25 protein-coding genes are annotated in these 14610 nt (G+C 67.8%); 12 read left to right on the top strand and 13 right to left on the bottom strand.

Translation table 11 applies throughout. The annotated features are described in order from the left end of the window. Positions 1–472 precede the first annotated feature (472 nt). The 11 genes from ACIHCL_RS27230 (at position 473) to ACIHCL_RS27180 (ending at position 7572) form a co-directional block, all read left to right on the top strand. Positions 473–952, top strand: coding sequence for a hypothetical protein (locus ACIHCL_RS27230; protein WP_399865779.1), 480 nt, complete (start codon positions 473–475; stop codon positions 950–952). Between the two features lie 52 nt (positions 953–1004). Continuing rightward, positions 1005–2282: a hypothetical protein gene (locus tag ACIHCL_RS27225; protein WP_399865777.1), complete on the top strand. Its 1278-nt coding sequence runs from the start codon at positions 1005–1007 to the stop codon at positions 2280–2282. Positions 2283–2354: 72 nt separating this feature from the next. Continuing rightward, complete coding sequence (locus tag ACIHCL_RS27220) at positions 2355–2558, top strand: hypothetical protein (protein WP_399865775.1); 204 nt, start codon at positions 2355–2357, stop codon at positions 2556–2558. Between the two features lie 2 nt (positions 2559–2560). Continuing rightward, the gene (locus tag ACIHCL_RS27215) at positions 2561–3040 is read left to right on the top strand and encodes a hypothetical protein (RefSeq protein WP_399865773.1); all 480 of its coding nucleotides are present in this window, start codon (positions 2561–2563) and stop codon (positions 3038–3040) included. Further along, on the top strand, positions 3037–3402 hold the full coding sequence (locus tag ACIHCL_RS27210) for a hypothetical protein (protein WP_399865772.1): 366 nt from the start codon (positions 3037–3039) through the stop codon (positions 3400–3402). Before ACIHCL_RS27215 ends, ACIHCL_RS27210 begins: the two co-directional genes overlap by 4 nt. Further along, on the top strand, positions 3399–4526 hold the full coding sequence (locus ACIHCL_RS27205; RefSeq protein WP_399865770.1) for a hypothetical protein: 1128 nt from the start codon (positions 3399–3401) through the stop codon (positions 4524–4526). The genes ACIHCL_RS27210 and ACIHCL_RS27205 overlap by 4 nt, the downstream gene beginning before the upstream one ends. Further along, the gene (locus tag ACIHCL_RS27200) at positions 4454–4657 is read left to right on the top strand and encodes a hypothetical protein (protein WP_399865768.1); all 204 of its coding nucleotides are present in this window, start codon (positions 4454–4456) and stop codon (positions 4655–4657) included. The genes ACIHCL_RS27205 and ACIHCL_RS27200 overlap by 73 nt, the downstream gene beginning before the upstream one ends. Then, positions 4654–5712: a hypothetical protein gene (locus ACIHCL_RS27195; RefSeq protein ID WP_399865766.1), complete on the top strand. Its 1059-nt coding sequence runs from the start codon at positions 4654–4656 to the stop codon at positions 5710–5712. The genes ACIHCL_RS27200 and ACIHCL_RS27195 overlap by 4 nt, the downstream gene beginning before the upstream one ends. Beyond that, complete coding sequence (locus ACIHCL_RS27190; protein ID WP_399865765.1) at positions 5709–6377, top strand: site-2 protease family protein; 669 nt, start codon at positions 5709–5711, stop codon at positions 6375–6377. The genes ACIHCL_RS27195 and ACIHCL_RS27190 overlap by 4 nt, the downstream gene beginning before the upstream one ends. Positions 6378–6389: 12 nt before the next feature. Then, positions 6390–7382, top strand: a complete 993-nt coding sequence (locus tag ACIHCL_RS27185) for a PDZ domain-containing protein (RefSeq protein ID WP_399865763.1) — start codon at positions 6390–6392, stop codon at positions 7380–7382. After that, positions 7357–7572, top strand: a complete 216-nt coding sequence (locus ACIHCL_RS27180; protein ID WP_399865760.1) for a hypothetical protein — start codon at positions 7357–7359, stop codon at positions 7570–7572. Before ACIHCL_RS27185 ends, ACIHCL_RS27180 begins: the two co-directional genes overlap by 26 nt. Positions 7573–7724: 152 nt before the next feature. On the opposite strand, the gene ACIHCL_RS27175 is transcribed toward ACIHCL_RS27180, so the two are convergent. From ACIHCL_RS27175 to orn, 9 genes are all read right to left on the bottom strand, one after another. Then, positions 7725–7937, bottom strand: a complete 213-nt coding sequence (locus ACIHCL_RS27175; protein ID WP_399865759.1) for a hypothetical protein — start codon at positions 7935–7937, stop codon at positions 7725–7727. A gap of 180 nt (positions 7938–8117) precedes the next feature. Further along, positions 8118–8408: a hypothetical protein gene (locus ACIHCL_RS27170; protein ID WP_399865757.1), complete on the bottom strand. Its 291-nt coding sequence runs from the start codon at positions 8406–8408 to the stop codon at positions 8118–8120. Continuing rightward, on the bottom strand, positions 8405–8539 hold the full coding sequence (locus ACIHCL_RS27165; protein WP_399865755.1) for a hypothetical protein: 135 nt from the start codon (positions 8537–8539) through the stop codon (positions 8405–8407). Before ACIHCL_RS27165 ends, ACIHCL_RS27170 begins: the two co-directional genes overlap by 4 nt. Then, entirely contained in the window at positions 8523–9212 is a 690-nt protein-coding gene (locus ACIHCL_RS27160) for a hypothetical protein (protein ID WP_399865753.1), read from the bottom strand. Before ACIHCL_RS27160 ends, ACIHCL_RS27165 begins: the two co-directional genes overlap by 17 nt. Beyond that, positions 9212–9484, bottom strand: a complete 273-nt coding sequence (locus tag ACIHCL_RS27155) for a hypothetical protein (protein WP_399865751.1) — start codon at positions 9482–9484, stop codon at positions 9212–9214. Before ACIHCL_RS27155 ends, ACIHCL_RS27160 begins: the two co-directional genes overlap by 1 nt. Before the next feature lie 61 nt (positions 9485–9545). Beyond that, positions 9546–9833: a hypothetical protein gene (locus ACIHCL_RS27150; protein ID WP_399865748.1), complete on the bottom strand. Its 288-nt coding sequence runs from the start codon at positions 9831–9833 to the stop codon at positions 9546–9548. A 160-nt stretch (positions 9834–9993) separates the two neighbouring features. After that, positions 9994–10740 carry a hypothetical protein gene (locus tag ACIHCL_RS27145; RefSeq protein ID WP_399865746.1) on the bottom strand — a complete coding sequence of 249 codons (747 nt, stop codon included), beginning with the start codon at positions 10738–10740 and terminating at the stop codon, positions 9994–9996. Between the two features lie 237 nt (positions 10741–10977). After that, positions 10978–11520, bottom strand: a complete 543-nt coding sequence (locus tag ACIHCL_RS27140) for a hypothetical protein (protein WP_399865744.1) — start codon at positions 11518–11520, stop codon at positions 10978–10980. Between the two features lie 93 nt (positions 11521–11613). Further along, positions 11614–12216 carry an oligoribonuclease gene (gene orn, locus ACIHCL_RS27135; RefSeq protein ID WP_399865742.1) on the bottom strand — a complete coding sequence of 201 codons (603 nt, stop codon included), beginning with the start codon at positions 12214–12216 and terminating at the stop codon, positions 11614–11616. 235 nt (positions 12217–12451) lie between these two features. Between orn and ACIHCL_RS27130 the strand changes: the two genes are divergently transcribed. Then, a complete protein-coding gene (locus ACIHCL_RS27130) occupies positions 12452–12934 on the top strand; it encodes a GNAT family N-acetyltransferase (RefSeq protein ID WP_399865739.1) in 483 nt (160 codons plus the stop codon). Between the two features lie 59 nt (positions 12935–12993). Here ACIHCL_RS27130 and ACIHCL_RS27125 read toward each other — a convergent pair whose 3' ends face one another. From ACIHCL_RS27125 to ACIHCL_RS27110, 4 genes are all read right to left on the bottom strand, one after another. Further along, complete coding sequence (locus ACIHCL_RS27125; RefSeq protein ID WP_399865736.1) at positions 12994–13155, bottom strand: hypothetical protein; 162 nt, start codon at positions 13153–13155, stop codon at positions 12994–12996. Positions 13156–13228: 73 nt separating this feature from the next. Continuing rightward, the gene (locus ACIHCL_RS27120; RefSeq protein ID WP_399865735.1) at positions 13229–13696 is read right to left on the bottom strand and encodes an NADAR family protein; all 468 of its coding nucleotides are present in this window, start codon (positions 13694–13696) and stop codon (positions 13229–13231) included. Positions 13697–13698: 2 nt separating this feature from the next. After that, positions 13699–13893 carry a hypothetical protein gene (locus tag ACIHCL_RS27115; RefSeq protein WP_399865733.1) on the bottom strand — a complete coding sequence of 65 codons (195 nt, stop codon included), beginning with the start codon at positions 13891–13893 and terminating at the stop codon, positions 13699–13701. A gap of 39 nt (positions 13894–13932) precedes the next feature. Then, positions 13933–14427 (bottom strand): hypothetical protein, encoded by a 495-nt coding sequence (locus ACIHCL_RS27110; RefSeq protein ID WP_399865732.1) that lies wholly within the window; start codon positions 14425–14427, stop codon positions 13933–13935. Positions 14428–14610 lie beyond the last annotated feature (183 nt).

Here is a 14610-nt window from a genome sequence, read left to right as displayed (position 1 = left end):
TCTCCTGCCGGGCTGCCGGTTGTGACCCTTCGGCCTACCAACAGACCAGCGGAAGCCCAGGGTTGACCGTGGCCTTCCGCTGGCGCAGTGCCTGTCCGGGGCAGGCCTGGGGCCGGTCCGGGTCGAGACCAGCAAGAGCCCCGTGCCTTCTGGCGCGCTGGACTCTTCCGGGTCCTGCCGGGGGCGGCAACGAGACCACTGCGGGCCGATGCCCTATGACAGCGACTCTGACTCGTTTTTTGAGTGGTCTTTCAGTGGTCTTCTTTAATCCTTGCGAGAGACCAGCAAAAGGCCATACGATAGCGAGAAAGAAACGACTCAGAGAGACCACTCCGAAAAGAGTGGGCCAGCAGACACGAGACACGAGAGCAGACACGCAGGACAGGAAGAGAGGGTCGGTCCGAGATGACGGAAGGCGTCCGTATTCACACCGGTGTCCACACCGCCGCCCGGCGAGGAGGAGGTGGGGACCATGCCGAAGCAGCCTGAGCCGCGCCGTCTGCGCTGGAGCGTCCCGCAGGCGGACACGTCGACGAACCAGTGGCTCGATCTGCAGCACGACATCTCGCGCTCGTTGCAGCTCCTGATCCGGGAGTCGATCCAGCGCGACGGCTATATCGACGTCGTGAACCGGCCCGTCGAGCAGCTGCCGCGCCGCGGCCGGCCTCCGCAGAGCGGGTCGGAGCCCGACACCGACGAGCAGCGCAGCCCGCTCGCCGACGAACACACCGTCGAGCACCAGACCAGCCAGACCAGCGAGACGAGCCAGAACAGCGCAGCCGAAACCCGCGCCTCGGATCGCGACGACGCAGCGGACCGGCGGGCGGCGGCCGCTCCTGAGGGGAACCCCACGTCGGCCCGCGAGGCTGGCGGCCCGAGCACCGGATCCCGTTCCCCGTCGTCGGGCGGCGGGCCCATGGACATGGACGCGATCTTCGGCAATCGCCGCTGATCCGCCGCTGCTGATCCCCTGACACACGTTCACGAACGAAGGAAGCAACAGCATGAGCACGGACACCATCCACCTCACCGGCGGGATCGACGTCGGCAACGGGTACGTCAAGGGCGTCATCCGCAACGAGAACACCGCGGCCGTCGACGAGGTCGATCTGCCCAGCGCGGTGATTGCCACGCCCCGCCAGTCGCCGAAGGTGCCGCTCGATGACCAGACGGCCGCCGAGGTCATGGCGGACACGGACCTCGACTTCTACAACCGCCTGGACGCGTCGCTGACGACGCCGCTCATCGGGGACAGCGACCGCAGGATCTTCGGCCGCTCGGCGCTGTCGGTGCGCGGCTCGAAGTTCACCGAGTTCGAGGTCCACGACGGCCACGGCAGCAAGGCCGACCAGAACCTCAGCAAGATCCTCGTGCTCGGCGTGCTCGCGGCCAAGGCGCTGCGCGACCACGTGCGCGAGCACGGCGCGCTGCCGGACCACGAGCTGCGGGTCAAGGCGCGCCTGGGTCTCGCTCTGCCGATCTCGGAGTTCGTGGCGCGCCGCCACGCTTACGCCGCAGAGTTCACCGGGATCCTCGGCTCGGCCGACCCGACGGTGCACCTGGTGACGATCAAGAACTTCTCGACGCCGGTCTCGGTGCGCATCGAGATCCTCGACGTGCAGGTCATCGCCGAGGGCGCGTCCGCGCAGTACGCGATCGGCGACAAGGGCGAGCCCCTGGCCGAGGCCCTGCTGGCGGACCTGCGCTCGCGCGAGCCCGGGGTGCTGGAGGGCGTGACGGCCGCCGACCTGGTCGCCGTGAAGAACACGATCGGCATCGACGTCGGCGAGGGCACGGTCAACTTCCCCGTCTTCACCGACGGCCGGTTCAACCCGGAGGCGGCGTCCACGCTCGACATGGGCTACGGCACGGTGCTGGCCAACGCCATGGACCGCCTCGATGAGGCGGACCTGCGCTTCACCAGCCGCAAGCAGCTCGCGGACTTCCTGCAGAGCACCCCGTCGGCGTTGCAGCGCGGCCGCCACCAGCGCGCGCAGGCCCTCGTCGAGCCGGACATCAAGTACCTCGTCGAGGCGATCGGCCAGTCCTTCGACGAGGTGCTCGCCGCCTCCGGTGAGAGCACCGAGGCCGTCTACGTCTACGGCGGCGGCTCGGGCCCGATCAAGGATCTGCTCTACCCGGCGCTCCTGGCGATCGCCGGTGACGTCCCGGTGCTCTACCTCGATGCCTCGTACTCACGGCACCTGAACCGCGAGGGCCTGTACATCGCCGCGCGCGCTGTCGCCGAGCAGGAGTCGGGCGGGCGTGGTGCCGCGGCCTGACGCAGGGGTGCACCGCCGGCCCTCAGGGGGTCGGCGGTGCACCCATGCCCTGAGCAAGAACGGAGGCGCGTGATGGCGCACGAGCAGGAGATCCGCGTCGGCCAGGTCTGGCGCAGGAAGAAGAACGGCAGGCACATCCGGATCGTGCGCGAGCGTGCGGGCCTCCACGGACCTTCGGACGACTGGGCCTGGGAGGGCGAGGACTACAGGGGCAGGGGTGTGAGCTACGGCTCGTACATCCGCCGCGACTGCGAACCGGTGAAGGAGGCGAGCTGATCATGGCCGCACCCGTCAACTACACGACGCGGATCGACGCCACGCAGACCGTCGCCGAGATGCAGGCTCTGCTGGCGCGCCACGGCGCACGCCGGATCTCGGTCGACTACGGAACGAGCGGCGTGCCCGCGGCGCTCGACTTCATGCTGGAGACGCCCCACGGCATGCGGTCGTTCTCGCTCCCGGTCGACGCCGGGCGCATGAAGCGGCTCCTGGAGAAGGAAGAGCAGGTAGGCCGCCTCAAGACCGGCTCGAAGAGCGAGCGCACGAGCCTGGAGCAGGCCGAGCGCGTCGCCTGGCGGGTCATGAAGACCTGGCTCGAAGCGCAGCTCGCGCTCGTGGCCGCCGAGCTGGTCGACCTGGACCAGGCGATGTTTTCTTATCTCCAGGTCGGCCCCGCCGGCGAGACGCTCTACGAGGTCTACCGCACGCGCGAGAACCTGGCGCTGACCGATGGCACGAACCGAAAGCGCGGCTCGTGATGCTGCCCGAAGCGCCTGAGCGGGCCGAGGCGCTGCGTGACGAGTTCCTGAGCGTGGGCATCCCCGCGGAACATGTCGCGCCGAGCGCGTTCGTGAGCCAGCAAGCGGTCATCGTGCAGACGGGCACGGTTCCGCCGACGGTGCACATCGCCGTGGACGAGGGCTACCGCTGGCAGGTCTCCGGCCGCACGAACAGCCACAGCCACGGCCACGACCTGCCGCGGCGCACTTCGGCCAGCGACGTCGTCGAGCTCGTGGCGCTCTGTGTCGCCGGGCAGTGTGCGAACGTCCCGGTGCTGCAGGTGAGCAGGATCCCCGGCGGCTCGACCACCGGTGCAGCCGAGAGGAAGGCCCGGGCATGACGGACTCGACGACACCGGCGCTGAGCGCCCGCATCACCGGATGGATCCGCGCGCACCCGAAGACGGTGTTCGTGCTGCGCCATGTGGGCGTGTACGGGCTGGCCATCATCTGGGCGCTGGTCAAGGCGACGCTCATCGCGGTTCTCGTCGGGGTCATCGCCTCCGTGGCGCAGCTGGTGATCATCGCGACGGCGTATCAGGCGCTCATGCCCGAGAAGTCCGTCGACGACATCGTCGAGCCGTCGGCGGGCCCGGTGATCTTCGTGGCTGCGATCGCCTGGATCGTCGCCGTGCTGTCCCATGCCTGGCACGCCGGCCGCGGCGTCAGGCGGTTCAGCGTGCGGACGCTGTACGGGTCGACCGAGTACGCCGAGTGGCGCAACGCCACTTCGCGGGCCCGTGAGCTCGTCGCGCAGGCCGTCGTCACACGGTCGTCGGGAATCCCGGTGCACAGCATCACGCTGCCCCCGGGCGGCATCGGCCACGTGAACTACAGCTACTTCTCGTCGCGTCCCGACACCTGGCGCGAGCGCATGGTCGCCGCCTGCGCGCTCTCGATTGCGGGCGACGCGCTGCACCAGGACCACGCGGTGCTCGATTGGGCAATCGTGAACGACGCGACGGCGGAGGCTCCAGCGGGTTTCACTCGGGACGAGATCATCCGCGAAGCCGCGCTCGCCGTCGCCGATGCTCTGCGCAATGCCGACGGCGACGTCCGTGAGCCGATCGAACGCGAGCTGCGCTACGTCGGCCGCATCGACGGCGGGCGGCTGGAAGGGCTGCTGACCGAGGCAGGCGTCCCGGCACTCTCGACGCAGGATCAGACCGTCATGTCCGCGCAGGCGAGTGCGATTCCGGAATTCCGGAACGAGAAGACCCCGCCGATGAGCACATGCTCACCGGCGGGGTCTCCTCAAAAAAAGAACGATTCGACAGGAGCCACAGAATCTATTCGATTCGCCTCTCAACATGCCAGGATAGAAGCATATGAGAGGTTTTCGTCGTCTTGTCGATCAGCGCGACGAATGCCCGAAGAGGAACAGGAGAGACCATGGCACGGCGACTCAGGAGCATGTTCGACGACGAACTCGACAGCACGATCGATTCCCTGGCCGAGGATCTGAGCAGCGTCTCCCCCCTGGCCCAGGCGCTCGACGACGCGACGGCCGCCCACATGCCTGCGACCGTCGCGGAGCGGCAGCTGGCGGAGTACCGGGCTTGGCGTGAGCAGCGCGACGCGGAGGCGCGGCGATGAGCGGGCGGCAGGTCGAGCAGGTCATCGAGGTCACCGTCATGGAGGGCCGCGATGAGGCGTCGCTCCATCCTCGGAAGGGCTGGCTCGGCGTGGGCCACGACGAGCGCGGCGGACTCTTCGGCGAGGTCATGCACGCCGACATCGGCATGCCGACCTTCACGCAGCGCTGCTACCGCGTGGACGAGTACTTCGAAGACGGCTTCGCCGCGCAGGCCGCCGGGCAAGACCTCGTTCTCGACGCCGGCACGAGCCGGAACATGGTCGTTGTCCCGGCCCCCGAGATGCAGCGCGCCCTGACGACGCTGCGCAAGCCCGTCGCGGCTCTGGCTCCGGGCGATCACGTGACGGTGCTGCGCAATTCTGAACACCCCGCGTACAAAGACCAGGTCGAAGGCGAGTACGGCACGGACTACGTCCTCCGCGACGACTTCCAGCCTCTGGTGGCGCACAACGTCGCGCTCACCGAGCGGATGAACTCCAGCGTCCGGGGTGCGAACGGCTTCTGGTACGACCAGGAGGGCAAGCAGGTGGGTTCCGAGGCGACGATGGTCGTCTCGGAGCAGTCGGTCAGCGGCGCGCACCTCCCGGTGGCTCTCCCTTCAGAGCCCGTCACGCCCGAGCCCGCGACCACGGATCGCTTCGACCAGGCGACCGTGGCGCTCGGCGAGCAGATCACGGCCTACGAGGGCGTCGTCTCGCAGTGGAACCCCCACAACGAGAAGATGCGGCCGCGCATCGAGGAAGGCCGGCGTCTCATCGACAGCGCCCAGACCGACCTGGATCACTTCGGCTACCTGGGCAGGCGGTTCCCCGAGATCCCCCTCATCGACGCGGCCGAGGTCGCCCGACGTCGTGAGCGCGTCGCCGAGTACCTCGAGCGCTCCTCTGCCGAGCTGTCCGCGGGCATGGACGTCATCGGCGTGCAGCTGCCCGTTCAGCCGATAGCACCGAGCGCTGAGCACATTGCTCGGCTGGCGGAGCTGAAGCGCGCTCCGTCGCGCTTCGAGCAGCCAGTCTCCGAGCACAAGACCAACACCGGGGCGTCCTTCGCATGATGACCGTTCTGCTGTACGTCCTCGGCGTGCTGATCTTCCTCGTGGCGCTGTTCGTCTCGATCGCTCTGCACGAGCTCGGGCACCTCTCCTACGCGAAGAAGTTCGGCTGCCGGGTGAGCCATTACATGGTCGGCTTCGGGCCGACCGTCTGGTCGCGTACGAAGGGCGACACCGAGTACGGCATCAAGCTGATCCCGCTCGGCGGCTACGTGAAGATCATCGGGATGTTCCCGCCGGAGACCGACCGGGAGCACAGCCTCGCCGTCGGCGAGGCTGTGCCTGAGCAGGGGCAGCGCCAGGCAGGCCAGGCAGCAGAGTCTGCGCCGGCAGGGGACACGGCGATGAGCAGCCTGGAGGCCGCGGCGGTGTCCCCGGCAGAGGGGACCGGTCAGGCCGCCGGGCAGAAACCGATGCTCCGGCTGCGTAAATCCAACACGGGCCTGTTCGCGCAGATGGTGTCGCAGACCCGGGCCGCGGAGTTCGAGCTTGTCGAACCCGGCGACGCCGACCGGCTGTTCTGCAAGCTCCCGCCGACGAAGAAGATCCTCGTCATGCTCGCCGGGCCCGCCGTGAACATCGCGATCGCGTTCGCCTGCTTCTGCGCGGTGTTCGGCCTGTACGGCATCCACGAGACAGCACCGACGGGCTCCACCGTCGTCAGCTAAGTCTCCGACTGCGTGATCCCCGAGTCGGAGAACAGGACTGTGTGCCAGGAGGGCGACGCGCTCTCCCCCGCCCGGGCCGCGGGCCTGGAGCCCGGAGACGAGATCGTCTCGTTCAACGGCCAGCGGGTCAGCAGCTGGGACCAGCTCTCGGACCGCATCCACGGCAACCTCGACGGCGCGATGGCCCTGGAGGTGATCCGCGACGGCGAACGGGTCGTTCTGCAGCAGGCCCACACGGTGGCCATGGAGCGCGACCTCTCCGCCGAAGGCACGGCCCAGCGCCGGCTCGTCGGCTTCCTCGGCGTCCGGCCCGAGTCGCACGAGGTGGTGACCCGCCTCGACCCGTTCTCCACCCTGCTGCACATGGGCGAGATGACCGCGCACGCGGTGTCCTCCGTCGTCGATCTTCCGGGCCGTGTGCTGAACGTCGCCCTGGCCATCACCGGGCAGGAGCAGCGCAGGCAGGACGGGCCCATGTCCGTCATCGGCGGGTCCCGCCTGGCGGGAGAAGTCGCGGCATCCCGGGCCGCGGGTCTCGACGTCGGCGGCAAGGCTGCGCTGTTGGGCATGGTCGTCGGCTCGTTCAACCTCTTCATCGGGGTGTTCAACCTGATCCCACTGCTGCCGCTCGACGGCGGCCACATCGCAGGGGCCGCGTGGGAGGGCGCACGGCGACGGCTGGCCCGGCTGCTGCGCGTCCCGACCCCGGTCACGTCAACGTCGCCCGGCAGCTGCCGGTCGCCTACAGCTCGGCTTCGCGCTGCTGTCGATGAGCGTGGTGCTCATGGTCGGCGACCTCGTGGTGCCACTCTCATCTGGCCTGTGACAGCCCTCGACCAGACCACTCAGAGACCACGGAAAGACCAGCACCTGACCAGAACGACCCGCACCAGACCCCATCAGGCTCGCACGAGACCAGCAACAGCCCAGCGACCAACCAGCAACAGCCCACGAACAGCCCCCGGAAGGAAACAGCACCATGACCGACCACGACGAGACCCATAACAGCCCCGAGAAGGACCAGCATGAGACCGAAAAGAAGCCACGGGGTGTGGTCGCTCGGCTCAAGCGGCTGTACGAGGACCGGCCCGCGGTCTTCGCCGTGCTGGTCATCGGTGCCTCGGCACTGGTCCTCCTGCTCGGCGGACTCGTCCTCGGCGAGTCCGGCTTCGCCGTCTATCTCTCGCCGGACTGAACGGCTCGGGCCGAGACGAAAAAAGAGACCTCCCCGGCGCAGCACAGGGCTGCGTGGGGAGGTCTCATCAGTGTGCGCACGCGATGGGGCCGGGCGCACGGACAGGAAGGCGAGCGCGGGGGCGGGAAGACGCCGAAGGCAGAGACGGCGGATCAGACCGCCTCGCAGGCGTAGCCGTCGCCGTAGCTCACGTGACGGATGGTGTGCTCGGAGGTCCAATGCTGGTCCCCGTGACCGGGCTCGGGGTTCTCGCAGTAGTAGCCGCTGTCACGGTGGGAGCACGACGGCAGCGGGTACGCCAGCGGGTGCGCGACCTGACAGAGTGGCGAGAGCGTGGCCTTCTGGGTGTTCGTGCTCGTTGTCATCGTTGCTGTCACCTCTCACCTCTCACCTCTCAATTCGCTGTTGTGGCCTTCACGCCGCGGCCGCGCCTTTTGCGGCCGTGGGCCGGGGCTCGCGGGTGCGCGCTGGATCAGACCACCCACTCATCGGCCGCCTCGTCGAAGTAGGCGACGTCCGCGTACCAGGGCGCGACGCGTCGCGGGTCAGGGTGCGGCGGCTCGTGCGAGTCTCGCGAGGCGTTCCAGGACGCGGCGGGCGTGGTCGATTTCGTCGGACGTGTAGCCGACCGTGATCCCTGCGAAGAGTCCGACACCAGCCTGACGCCGCCAGAACTCGGGGTTCTGATCGAAGTCGCGGAGCCATTCGGCATACTCGCCGCGTCCGTCGTCGATCTGGCGGAAGTGGGCAAGGAGCGTGTTTGTCGGGTTGTGCTGCTTGACGGGCTGGACCACAGAATCGGTCATATCGTTTCGTGCGTCCTGTGCCATGGTCATGCGTTCTGCTCCCTCGGTTCATGGTGGTACGTGCCGCCGATCAACCCGGCCTTGATGGGCGCGGCCAGCGTGTGCGGATCGTGGTTGATCTGGGCGCGGCGTTCTCGCCTGCGATCAGACCACCCACTCATCGGCCACTTCGTCGAAGTAGGCGACGTCCGCGTACCAGGGCGCGCGCCGGCTGATCTCGGTGATCACGTCCTGAGGGGGCACGCGCGTCGCACCCGCCAGTGCGTGGCTCCAGGGCGCGGCGGGGAGCGCGGGCCGGGAGAGGTGGAGCTGCCGGGAGACCGGGGCCCCGGTGCTGTGATGCGACGTGGAACCTTCGACGGCGTACCCGTTGTTCAGCGCGTGGAAGGTGTATCCGCAACGCGCCGACTCGACATACCGGTCGAGCTTCCGGGTGATGCTCCAGCCGTTGCGCACGGCGGTGATCAGCAGGTCGGCATCCCCGAGGTCACCGAGCGGGGCTTCCGCCTCTTCCGGTCGCGGACGGGCGATCCACTGCTGGATCCCCTCCGCATCGAGATAGTCCTGGCCGATGCCGACGAACGCCGTCGGTCCGTTGCCGACCTGGGCGCTCACCATGAGGTGGTTGCCTTCATCCGGCAGCCCGGCCTGCGCCAGCAGCACCTCCTCGACGCGGTGCAGATGCATGATCCATCCGATGGGAGCGGGAAAGTCCGCACCCAGGCCCTCGAAGCCGAGAAAGACCTCGTCGATGCCGCCGCTGCGCAGGGCCTCTTCGGCGAGCCCCACCAGTGCAGCGGGGATCTTCCGGTCGATGTCTGCACCAGTGGGCATCACTCCCCCTCTCCGATTGCCGCGAGCGGTTCGCGGGCGGCTCGATAGATCGGCGTCCTCGGCTGCTTCCACTCGTCCACCTCGTCCAGCGCTTGGCGCAGTTCCTCGGCGCAACCCTGGACGTGCAGTGCGTGATTCGCGGCGATGGTGGCCGGGGTCATGGTGTCGCGGCGGGTCTCGGCCCATTCGGACAGGGGGAGGTGCTCGGGCGAGGGGGCGGGGAGGTTGCGCTCTGCGCGGGTGAACGCGCGGGCGGTTTCGGGGTAGGTCATGCGTTCTGCTCCTTTGTTGCCCAGCGGGCAGGTCCGGTCTTGACTCGCCGGGTGCGCCCGCTCATCGGACCGCCTGCTCCGGCTCGGGCACCCGGAACTCGCCGACGGTGCCGCGGTGGCCGCAGCCGCCCCGGCGCTCGTAGCACTGGATCGGGTCTTCGTCCATGAAGCCGTCCTCGTCGTCGATGACACGACCCGGGAAATGGTCGTTCTCCGGCTGCGTGCAGCTCATGAAGCCGATCCCGTCGTCGAACATGACGACGTTCATCGTCATCTGCACGACGAAGGCGGTCTCGCTGAGGCATTCCGGGCACCGGATGCCCGCGAGGTTCTGGGTGTTCGTGCTCATGGCGATCTCCTCGTCAGGTCGTAAGTGGTGTTTTCCAGCGGCGACGTGTTCTTCAGCGGCGAATCCGGATCGGCTGTGTCGATCTGGTTGTCTCCGGCTGGAAGAGAAAGACCCCGCCGCACAGAGCACAGCGCTCCGTACGGCGGGGTCGTGATCATTCTCAGGTCCGGGCGACGTCGTGCTCGGCCGCCAGGGCGTCGAGGTTCTTCGCGAGCTCGTGCATGTCCGCCGCGGCGGCCGCCCGAACGATGCCGGGCTGGTCCGGGAGGCTGACGGTGCTCAGTGCCGTCGCGACCTCCCGCACGACCGGGAGGTACTTGCCGAGCATCCGGAGCATGCGGTCGTCCTTGCCGTGGCCGAACTGGTGCCGGATCGAACCGGCGTTGTCCTTCAGGTCGCTGGCCTTGATCAGCACGGCCGCGGACCCCGACCACGCCAGCTCGGTGACATGAGTCTGGTAGGCCTCTGCGCCCGTAACAGCATCACCCTCGGCCGGGTTGGTGACCCGCATGACGTACCCGGCCAGCACCGGGCCGTAGAGCCGGGACAGACACTGGACCGGGCTGTCGCCGGGCCGGCCGAACATCGCGATCAGCTCGTCGGCGCAGTCTTCGACGACGTCGTGCAGCAGGGCGGCGGCGACCAGGAACGGATCGCGGACGCCCCAGCGGATGAGCCGGAGCGCCACCCGCAGTGGGTGCTCGATGTACGGCACCCGGGGCAGGCCGCCGCGGACGAAGCGCGCCTGGTTCCTGTGCAGGTACGACGCCATCGTGGCGGCCGAGGTGATCAGTTCGGACGACACGGGCATCACGCGCTGCGTCTCGCGGTCGAGTTCGAACACCAGCATGGCCAGGTCCATCTGCTTGAGAGGAACGCGCGGGAAGACGGTGGACAGGACGCTCATGGCGGTCACCCCTCATCGGTTCAGAGATCAGTAGTCGAAGGTCTCCCGGCGCTGCCTCGCAGCGCGCTCTGCTTCATCTGCCTGCGGCAAAGAAGAGACCCCGACACCGGAGCGAGAAGCTCCAGACGCCGGGGTCAGGGCTGTGCAAGGGCGGCCTTCACGCTTTCGAGGTCCTGGACTGCCCAGGTGTACGTGTCGTAGCCGTGGTCTGCGGCCTATGAGGTTCGTACCTCCTTGTCAGAACTCGGCGAGCAGGATGCCCGCCAGCGCATTGCCGGCGAGGTTCTCGGCGAGAGTGCCTGCGAATGCCGCCTCGCGCTGGGTCATCTCGGGGTTGAACCGCCCGTAGCGGCGCAAGTCTGAGAGGTTCTGGGCGAGGCGCACGGCGTGCCGACGGCGTTTGAAGTCCCCAAAGCAGAACGCCTTGATGGTGCGGCGGTACTTGCGCGCGACATCGTCACCGGCGACCAGCAGTGTGTCGAGGTGCGAGCGGAAGCGAGCATCGCGCCAGAGCTTGCGATGCGAGAAAGCAGCCTCGACGCTCTGGTGCGAGCCGGCCAGGACGTGTTCGAGGAACGCGGTCCAGCCGATCTGGACGACGTCGAGCCCGTCTCGCACGGTGTGGCTGGCGCGAGGACGGCGGGAGTCCGTGACGATGAGCCAGTCCTCGTCGCTGCTATCGGTCTGGAACCCGTAGAGCCGCGATCCGTGCGGCGTGGCGAAGATGATCTCGCCATGGATCCGCGGCAGGGCCTCGGAAGAGGGCAGTCGGCCGGTCAAGGCAGCCTCCTCACGAGGTCGTGGATGGTGTCGAGATGCGCCGGTGTGAGTCCGTGCTGGAACTCCGGCGGGGAGACGCTGTGCTGCGCGGGATCAGCTGTGCGACGAGGACGAATCGTCCTGCGATTGCAACTGGTGGCATACGGCGGCCCGCTGCTGGTGGGCCTCGATCAGGGTCTGGCCGATGTCCGAGAGCGCGCGGTGCGCGCCGAACGGCGCTGCGGTCTTGTTCGCGGCCTTGGGTAGCTCGACCTCTGGCGCGTAGAGCGCCAGGGTCTCGCGGAAGCCGGAGACGTCGATCATCCGGTGCGAGAGCAGGCTGGCCAGCTTCGGCATCTGCAGCTCGATCATGTACAGGTCGAGGCGGCAACTGGAGCCCAGGATGATGCCCGGCTCGCCGGAGGGCGTTCCTACTCCCTGCCCGAAGAGCCAGGTGGCGGCCTCCTCGTCGACGTCGGCGAGAGTGAGCGACGACGCGCGCACCTCGTCTAGCAGTCCGTTCGAGGTGTGCATCTCCCGGACGTAGTCGTTCATCCGGGCGAGCTTCGCCTCGGATGCATGCACAACGCGGGATCCGAAGGAGGAGATCAGCTTGAGGTCGCGGTCGACCAGGAGCATGGCGAATTCGAGGATCGCGTCGTCGGCCGGGTGCAGTCCGGTGGTCTCGAGATCGATGGGGACGGGATGCTGGGACATGACGGTCTCTCTCTGCCGACGATCGGCGGTTGTTTCTGACACGTCAACGACATCAGACCGGACATGCTCACCGCTTAGTGGTCGCCTTCGGAAGTCCTTCGGGGGCTGACTGCAGAGTCGGTGTGGTGCCTGGTGTCCCGACTTGCCGGATCGCCTATGAGTCTTTCCGAAGGCCGAGTGGCGTCGAGGTTGATGTCGTGGACTTCTCCGCGGGCGTCGCGGCAGACTCCTCGGCATGGTGCAGCTGCGCGTTCTCACGAAAAGCGACTGGTCGTTGTGGCGGGAGGTTCGCCTTGCCGCGCTGGGCGAGGCACCGCAGGCGTTCAAGGCTCGGCTTGCGGACTGGCACAGCGGCGGAGAGGAGCGGTGGCGTGAGCGCTTGGAGATGCCCGACGCCTACAACATCGTTGCGTTGCTGGGTGGGCGAACGGTCGCGTTGGCCAGCGGCCTTCCTGGAGACAGCGGCGTATGCGAGCTGAGGTCGGTGTGGGTCAGTCCCCAGGCGCGGGGGCGCGGCGTCGGAGACCGGTTGATAGCGGCAGTCGAAAGGTGGGCCCTGCAGTCGGGTGCTGCGACGCTGAAACTCGCGGTGATCCCGGGCAACGAGTCGGCCATCGCGCTGTATCAGCGAAACGGCTTCATCATCGCGGAAGAGCTCGGAGACCTTTTGGCCGATGGTGTGACCAGGGAACGGGTGATGATGAAGGCGCTTCGCTGACGAGATGGCACGCGAACTCGGCGGATCATTCCGCCTGCTTGCGTGGCCGTAGGACGCCTTCAGACGTTTAGATCGGTGAGGTAGAGGCTGCAGGCGCAGTCGAGTGCGTCTGCAGGGGTACCCGTGGCGCTGCCGCTGGGCAGCAGGGAGTCCTCGTAGCGGTCACCGCTGGCGTGGTAGAGGGCGAAGCCCCACCTGCCACCGCGACATACCCACCCCAACACCGACCTGACCAAGCACTACTAGGTGGACGTCTGATCTGAGTCCTGGTGAGATCACCCCGTCGATGTCGTGTCAGGATGCTTGGGTGGGCGGAGTGTGGTTCATGCTGCGCAGCGCCATGAGGAGCTCGCCGAGCATGTTTGTGCCGGGCACGCCGGCGTGACGCGGGCAGGTGCAGTCGCCCCAGAACTGGTCGTGCCAGTGGTTCGTCTCGACGAGACGGAGTGCACCGGTCGCGACGAGCTTCTGAGCCATCGGGGTGTGCGGCGCGAACTTCGCCCGCAGCACGGTCTGCATCGCGAGCACACGCCCGCCGGTGTCCCAGTCAGGACGGAGCGTGACCCGGCGGCCGCGCTTCTTGGACTCCCCCGGCGTCGGGGCGGCGAGCACGTGCGCGCGCTCGTCAGGGTCGAGCGTCTTCAGCGCGTTGAACGCGTGCTCACCGGAGCCCACAGTCTCGCCGAGGATCGGGACGTGGAACGGCTCTGCGTGGTAGTTCGACAGGAACGCGAGGTCATCGCGGAACATCGGCTCGGGCATGGTCAGATCCGATCTCTGGAGTGTTCGACGAGCAGCTCGACCAGGTCGAGGTGCTGCTGGAAGACGGCGGCCTTCTGCGGGTCGTTGTCGACGATCGCGACGTCGACGTTGGCGGCGAGGAACTCACGGAGTTCCCTGATCTTCGTCTCGGTCGGTTTTGCCTCTACGGGCACGATCTTGTAGGTGCGGTTGGTCATGATGCGGCGCTCCTCGATTTCCAGTGGGCTGGGCAGGGATCAGAACGGCACGGGGCCGGTTGCATCACGCTGCAGCTCGAAGATGTCGATCTTCTTGCCGCGAGCCAGCTCAGCTCCGGGGATCGACAGCCGGTGGCCGCCGACGGGGTAGCTCGGGTGGGTGCTGGCGACGACGATGCAGTCCCACCAGCCGGAGTGCCGGCGGCGAGGCAGCGGCGCAGTGTCCTCCTCGCCCTCGGGGCGGGAGTCGGCGTGGTACTTGAATGGCACGACGACGACGCGGTGCGGCTCGTCGTACAGGCCCATCTCGGCCCACGGCAGCTCGATGACGAGGTCTTCGGGCCAGCCTTCGATGGTGATCGGCAATTGCGACAGCGCATGAGCCTTCGAGCCCTCCGGGGCCTGCGCGAGACGCTCGCGCTCCTGCTCGGCGTTCTCGACGAGCCCGATCTTCTTCAGGAACGACAGGTAGTTCTCCTCGGAGATCGACCCGGAGGTGTCGATGTGGGCGGATCGGACATGTAGCTCATACATGATGGGCTCCCCTCGCTCGCCGGACTCCGGCGGATGGTCTGGTGTCGACAAGACCTCCGGCCCAGCTGCGCTGGGCCCTGCGAAAAAGGGCTCTCCTGCCGTATGTGTGGGCGCTCTGACCTGGCCGGATACGTGAAACACGCCGTTCCCTGCGAAGCTTGAGGTCTCTAGTCACAAGCTCAC

It is taken from the genome of Streptomyces sp. NPDC052042 (assembly GCF_044548345.1).
Classification (GTDB): domain Bacteria; phylum Actinomycetota; class Actinomycetes; order Streptomycetales; family Streptomycetaceae; genus Streptomyces.
This window is presented reverse-complemented; position numbering and strand designations above follow the sequence as displayed.

Coding starts and splice junctions, on each gene's coding strand:
- ACIHCL_RS27195 (WP_399865766.1), top strand. CDS start 4,654: ATGAGCGGGCGGCAGGTCGAGCAGGTCATCGAGGTCACCGTCATGGAG.
- ACIHCL_RS27200 (WP_399865768.1), top strand. CDS start 4,454: ATGGCACGGCGACTCAGGAGCATGTTCGACGACGAACTCGACAGCACG.
- ACIHCL_RS27205 (WP_399865770.1), top strand. CDS start 3,399: ATGACGGACTCGACGACACCGGCGCTGAGCGCCCGCATCACCGGATGG.
- ACIHCL_RS27180 (WP_399865760.1), top strand. CDS start 7,357: ATGACCGACCACGACGAGACCCATAACAGCCCCGAGAAGGACCAGCAT.
- ACIHCL_RS27225 (WP_399865777.1), top strand. CDS start 1,005: ATGAGCACGGACACCATCCACCTCACCGGCGGGATCGACGTCGGCAAC.
- ACIHCL_RS27145 (WP_399865746.1), bottom strand. CDS start 10,740: ATGAGCGTCCTGTCCACCGTCTTCCCGCGCGTTCCTCTCAAGCAGATG.
- ACIHCL_RS27215 (WP_399865773.1), top strand. CDS start 2,561: ATGGCCGCACCCGTCAACTACACGACGCGGATCGACGCCACGCAGACC.
- ACIHCL_RS27175 (WP_399865759.1), bottom strand. CDS start 7,937: ATGACAACGAGCACGAACACCCAGAAGGCCACGCTCTCGCCACTCTGT.
- ACIHCL_RS27165 (WP_399865755.1), bottom strand. CDS start 8,539: ATGAGTGGGTGGTCTGATCGCAGGCGAGAACGCCGCGCCCAGATCAAC.
- ACIHCL_RS27110 (WP_399865732.1), bottom strand. CDS start 14,427: ATGTATGAGCTACATGTCCGATCCGCCCACATCGACACCTCCGGGTCG.
- ACIHCL_RS27130 (WP_399865739.1), top strand. CDS start 12,452: ATGGTGCAGCTGCGCGTTCTCACGAAAAGCGACTGGTCGTTGTGGCGG.
- ACIHCL_RS27150 (WP_399865748.1), bottom strand. CDS start 9,833: ATGAGCACGAACACCCAGAACCTCGCGGGCATCCGGTGCCCGGAATGC.
- orn (WP_399865742.1), bottom strand. CDS start 12,216: ATGTCCCAGCATCCCGTCCCCATCGATCTCGAGACCACCGGACTGCAC.
- ACIHCL_RS27115 (WP_399865733.1), bottom strand. CDS start 13,893: ATGACCAACCGCACCTACAAGATCGTGCCCGTAGAGGCAAAACCGACC.
- ACIHCL_RS27190 (WP_399865765.1), top strand. CDS start 5,709: ATGATGACCGTTCTGCTGTACGTCCTCGGCGTGCTGATCTTCCTCGTG.
- ACIHCL_RS27120 (WP_399865735.1), bottom strand. CDS start 13,696: ATGCCCGAGCCGATGTTCCGCGATGACCTCGCGTTCCTGTCGAACTAC.
- ACIHCL_RS27220 (WP_399865775.1), top strand. CDS start 2,355: ATGGCGCACGAGCAGGAGATCCGCGTCGGCCAGGTCTGGCGCAGGAAG.
- ACIHCL_RS27230 (WP_399865779.1), top strand. CDS start 473: ATGCCGAAGCAGCCTGAGCCGCGCCGTCTGCGCTGGAGCGTCCCGCAG.
- ACIHCL_RS27155 (WP_399865751.1), bottom strand. CDS start 9,484: ATGACCTACCCCGAAACCGCCCGCGCGTTCACCCGCGCAGAGCGCAAC.
- ACIHCL_RS27160 (WP_399865753.1), bottom strand. CDS start 9,212: ATGCCCACTGGTGCAGACATCGACCGGAAGATCCCCGCTGCACTGGTG.
- ACIHCL_RS27170 (WP_399865757.1), bottom strand. CDS start 8,408: ATGACCATGGCACAGGACGCACGAAACGATATGACCGATTCTGTGGTC.